This is a genomic window from Pseudomonas brassicacearum, assembly GCF_003732265.1.
Lineage (GTDB): Bacteria > Pseudomonadota > Gammaproteobacteria > Pseudomonadales > Pseudomonadaceae > Aquipseudomonas > Aquipseudomonas brassicacearum_D.
The window spans coordinates 1-5,170 of sequence record NZ_MOBK01000016.1; the positions used below are offsets into that span (position 1 = coordinate 1).

Here is a 5,170-nt window from a genome sequence, read left to right on the forward strand (position 1 = left end):
GGCTGCTGTAGAATGCGCGCCTCGGTTGAGACGAAAGATCTTAACCAACCGCTCTTTAACAACTGAATCAAGCAATTCGTGTGGGTGCTTGTGGAGTCAGACTGATAGTCAACAAGATTATCAGCATCACAAGTTACTCCGCGAGAAATCAAAGATGTAACCAACGATTGCTGAGCCAAGTTTAGGGTTTCTTAAAAACCCAAAGATGTTTGAACTGAAGAGTTTGATCATGGCTCAGATTGAACGCTGGCGGCAGGCCTAACACATGCAAGTCGAGCGGTAGAGAGAAGCTTGCTTCTCTTGAGAGCGGCGGACGGGTGAGTAATGCCTAGGAATCTGCCTGGTAGTGGGGGATAACGCTCGGAAACGGACGCTAATACCGCATACGTCCTACGGGAGAAAGCAGGGGACCTTCGGGCCTTGCGCTATCAGATGAGCCTAGGTCGGATTAGCTAGTTGGTGAGGTAATGGCTCACCAAGGCGACGATCCGTAACTGGTCTGAGAGGATGATCAGTCACACTGGAACTGAGACACGGTCCAGACTCCTACGGGAGGCAGCAGTGGGGAATATTGGACAATGGGCGAAAGCCTGATCCAGCCATGCCGCGTGTGTGAAGAAGGTCTTCGGATTGTAAAGCACTTTAAGTTGGGAGGAAGGGCATTAACCTAATACGTTGGTGTCTTGACGTTACCGACAGAATAAGCACCGGCTAACTCTGTGCCAGCAGCCGCGGTAATACAGAGGGTGCAAGCGTTAATCGGAATTACTGGGCGTAAAGCGCGCGTAGGTGGTTCGTTAAGTTGGATGTGAAATCCCCGGGCTCAACCTGGGAACTGCATTCAAAACTGACGAGCTAGAGTATGGTAGAGGGTGGTGGAATTTCCTGTGTAGCGGTGAAATGCGTAGATATAGGAAGGAACACCAGTGGCGAAGGCGACCACCTGGACTGATACTGACACTGAGGTGCGAAAGCGTGGGGAGCAAACAGGATTAGATACCCTGGTAGTCCACGCCGTAAACGATGTCAACTAGCCGTTGGGAGCCTTGAGCTCTTAGTGGCGCAGCTAACGCATTAAGTTGACCGCCTGGGGAGTACGGCCGCAAGGTTAAAACTCAAATGAATTGACGGGGGCCCGCACAAGCGGTGGAGCATGTGGTTTAATTCGAAGCAACGCGAAGAACCTTACCAGGCCTTGACATCCAATGAACTTTCCAGAGATGGATTGGTGCCTTCGGGAACATTGAGACAGGTGCTGCATGGCTGTCGTCAGCTCGTGTCGTGAGATGTTGGGTTAAGTCCCGTAACGAGCGCAACCCTTGTCCTTAGTTACCAGCACGTAATGGTGGGCACTCTAAGGAGACTGCCGGTGACAAACCGGAGGAAGGTGGGGATGACGTCAAGTCATCATGGCCCTTACGGCCTGGGCTACACACGTGCTACAATGGTCGGTACAGAGGGTTGCCAAGCCGCGAGGTGGAGCTAATCCCAGAAAACCGATCGTAGTCCGGATCGCAGTCTGCAACTCGACTGCGTGAAGTCGGAATCGCTAGTAATCGCGAATCAGAATGTCGCGGTGAATACGTTCCCGGGCCTTGTACACACCGCCCGTCACACCATGGGAGTGGGTTGCACCAGAAGTAGCTAGTCTAACCTTCGGGAGGACGGTTACCACGGTGTGATTCATGACTGGGGTGAAGTCGTAACAAGGTAGCCGTAGGGGAACCTGCGGCTGGATCACCTCCTTAATCGACGACATCAGCTGCTCCATAAGTTCCCACACGAATTGCTTGATTCATTGAAGAAGACGAAAGAAGCAGCCCGAAATTGGGTCTGTAGCTCAGTTGGTTAGAGCGCACCCCTGATAAGGGTGAGGTCGGCAGTTCGAATCTGCCCAGACCCACCAATTTTGTGTGGGAAACGCCTGTAGAAATACGGGGCCATAGCTCAGCTGGGAGAGCGCCTGCCTTGCACGCAGGAGGTCAACGGTTCGATCCCGTTTGGCTCCACCACTACTGCTTCTGTTAGTAAGAAAGCTTAGAAATGAGCATTCCATCGTGATGATGGTGAATGTTGATTTCTAGTCTTTGACTAGTTCGTTCTTTAAAAATTTGGGTATGTAATAGAAAGATAGACTGGACGTTACTTTCACTGGTAACGGATCAGGCTAAGGTAAAATTTGTGAGTTGCTCTTAATTGAGTATTATCGAATTTTCGGCGAATGTCGTCTTCACAGTATAACCAGATTGCTTGGGGTTATATGGTCAAGTGAAGAAGCGCATACGGTGGATGCCTTGGCAGTCAGAGGCGATGAAAGACGTGGTAGCCTGCGAAAAGCTTCGGGGAGTCGGCAAACAGACTTTGATCCGGAGATGTCTGAATGGGGGAACCCAGCCATCATAAGATGGTTATCTTAAGCTGAATACATAGGCTTAAGAGGCGAACCAGGGGAACTGAAACATCTAAGTACCCTGAGGAAAAGAAATCAACCGAGATTCCCTTAGTAGTGGCGAGCGAACGGGGACTAGCCCTTAAGTGGCTTTGAGATTAGCGGAACGCTCTGGAAAGTGCGGCCATAGTGGGTGATAGCCCTGTACGCGAAAATCTCTTAGTCATGAAATCGAGTAGGACGGAGCACGAGAAACTTTGTCTGAATATGGGGGGACCATCCTCCAAGGCTAAATACTACTGACTGACCGATAGTGAACTAGTACCGTGAGGGAAAGGCGAAAAGAACCCCGGAGAGGGGAGTGAAATAGATCCTGAAACCGTATGCGTACAAGCAGTGGGAGCCCACTTTGTTGGGTGACTGCGTACCTTTTGTATAATGGGTCAGCGACTTATTTTCAGTGGCGAGCTTAACCGAATAGGGGAGGCGTAGCGAAAGCGAGTCTTAATAGGGCGTCTAGTCGCTGGGAATAGACCCGAAACCGGGCGATCTATCCATGGGCAGGTTGAAGGTTGGGTAACACTAACTGGAGGACCGAACCGACTACCGTTGAAAAGTTAGCGGATGACCTGTGGATCGGAGTGAAAGGCTAATCAAGCTCGGAGATAGCTGGTTCTCCTCGAAAGCTATTTAGGTAGCGCCTCATGTATCACTGTAGGGGGTAGAGCACTGTTTCGGCTAGGGGGTCATCCCGACTTACCAAACCGATGCAAACTCCGAATACCTACAAGTGCCGAGCATGGGAGACACACGGCGGGTGCTAACGTCCGTCGTGAAAAGGGAAACAACCCAGACCGTCAGCTAAGGTCCCAAAGTTATGGTTAAGTGGGAAACGATGTGGGAAGGCTTAGACAGCTAGGAGGTTGGCTTAGAAGCAGCCACCCTTTAAAGAAAGCGTAATAGCTCACTAGTCGAGTCGGCCTGCGCGGAAGATGTAACGGGGCTCAAACCATACACCGAAGCTACGGGTATCACTTAGGTGATGCGGTAGAGGAGCGTTCTGTAAGCCTGTGAAGGTGAGTTGAGAAGCTTGCTGGAGGTATCAGAAGTGCGAATGCTGACATGAGTAACGACAATGGGTGTGAAAAACACCCACGCCGAAAGACCAAGGTTTCCTGCGCAACGTTAATCGACGCAGGGTTAGTCGGTCCCTAAGGCGAGGCTGAAAAGCGTAGTCGATGGAAAACAGGTTAATATTCCTGTACTTCTGGTTATTGCGATGGAGGGACGGAGAAGGCTAGGCCAGCTTGGCGTTGGTTGTCCAAGTTTAAGGTGGTAGGCTGGAATCTTAGGTAAATCCGGGATTCTAAGGCCGAGAGCTGATGACGAGTGTTCTTTTAGAACACGAAGTGGTTGATGCCATGCTTCCAAGAAAAGCTTCTAAGCTTCAGGTAACCAGGAACCGTACCCCAAACCGACACAGGTGGTTGGGTAGAGAATACCAAGGCGCTTGAGAGAACTCGGGTGAAGGAACTAGGCAAAATGGCACCGTAACTTCGGGAGAAGGTGCGCCGGTGAGGGTGAAGCATTTACTGCGTAAGCCCATGCCGGTCGAAGATACCAGGCCGCTGCGACTGTTTATTAAAAACACAGCACTCTGCAAACACGAAAGTGGACGTATAGGGTGTGACGCCTGCCCGGTGCCGGAAGGTTAATTGATGGGGTTAGCTAACGCGAAGCTCTTGATCGAAGCCCCGGTAAACGGCGGCCGTAACTATAACGGTCCTAAGGTAGCGAAATTCCTTGTCGGGTAAGTTCCGACCTGCACGAATGGCGTAACGATGGCGGCGCTGTCTCCACCCGAGACTCAGTGAAATTGAAATCGCTGTGAAGATGCAGTGTATCCGCGGCTAGACGGAAAGACCCCGTGAACCTTTACTATAGCTTTGCACTGGACTTTGAATTTGCTTGTGTAGGATAGGTGGGAGGCTTTGAAGCGTGGACGCCAGTTCGCGTGGAGCCAACCTTGAAATACCACCCTGGCAACTTTGAGGTTCTAACTCAGGTCCGTTATCCGGATCGAGGACAGTGTATGGTGGGTAGTTTGACTGGGGCGGTCTCCTCCTAAAGAGTAACGGAGGAGTACGAAGGTGCGCTCAGACCGGTCGGAAATCGGTCGTAGAGTATAAAGGCAAAAGCGCGCTTGACTGCGAGACAGACACGTCGAGCAGGTACGAAAGTAGGTCTTAGTGATCCGGTGGTTCTGTATGGAAGGGCCATCGCTCAACGGATAAAAGGTACTCCGGGGATAACAGGCTGATACCGCCCAAGAGTTCATATCGACGGCGGTGTTTGGCACCTCGATGTCGGCTCATCACATCCTGGGGCTGAAGCCGGTCCCAAGGGTATGGCTGTTCGCCATTTAAAGTGGTACGCGAGCTGGGTTTAGAACGTCGTGAGACAGTTCGGTCCCTATCTGCCGTGGACGTTTGAGATTTGAGAGGGGCTGCTCCTAGTACGAGAGGACCGGAGTGGACGAACCTCTGGTGTTCCGGTTGTCACGCCAGTGGCATTGCCGGGTAGCTATGTTCGGAATAGATAACCGCTGAAAGCATCTAAGCGGGAAACTAGCCTCAAGATGAGATCTCACTGGGACCTTGAGTCCCCTGAAGGGCCGTCGAAGACTACGACGTTGATAGGTTGGGTGTGTAAGCGCTGTGAGGCGTTGAGCTAACCAATACTAATTGCCCGTGAGGCTTGACCATATAACACCCAAGCAAT

General features: G+C 51.5%; 2 tRNA genes and 2 rRNA genes. All 4 read left to right on the forward strand.

Annotation, left to right across the window (positions count from 1 at the left end):
* Positions 1 to 211 precede the first annotated feature (211 nt).
* The 4 genes from BK660_RS28610 to BK660_RS28625 all read left to right on the forward strand — a co-directional run bounded on the left by BK660_RS28610 (position 212) and on the right by BK660_RS28625 (position 5,154).
* Positions 212 to 1,748 (forward strand): 16S ribosomal RNA (locus tag BK660_RS28610).
* 81 nt (positions 1,749 to 1,829) lie between these two features.
* Positions 1,830 to 1,906: transfer RNA gene (locus BK660_RS28615), tRNA-Ile, on the forward strand.
* 30 nt (positions 1,907 to 1,936) lie between these two features.
* Positions 1,937 to 2,012: transfer RNA gene (locus tag BK660_RS28620), tRNA-Ala, on the forward strand.
* A 250-nt stretch (positions 2,013 to 2,262) separates the two neighbouring features.
* Positions 2,263 to 5,154 (forward strand): 23S ribosomal RNA (locus BK660_RS28625).
* Together the 16S and 23S rRNA genes with 2 tRNA genes alongside form the textbook arrangement of a ribosomal RNA operon.
* Positions 5,155 to 5,170: the final 16 nt, after the last annotated feature.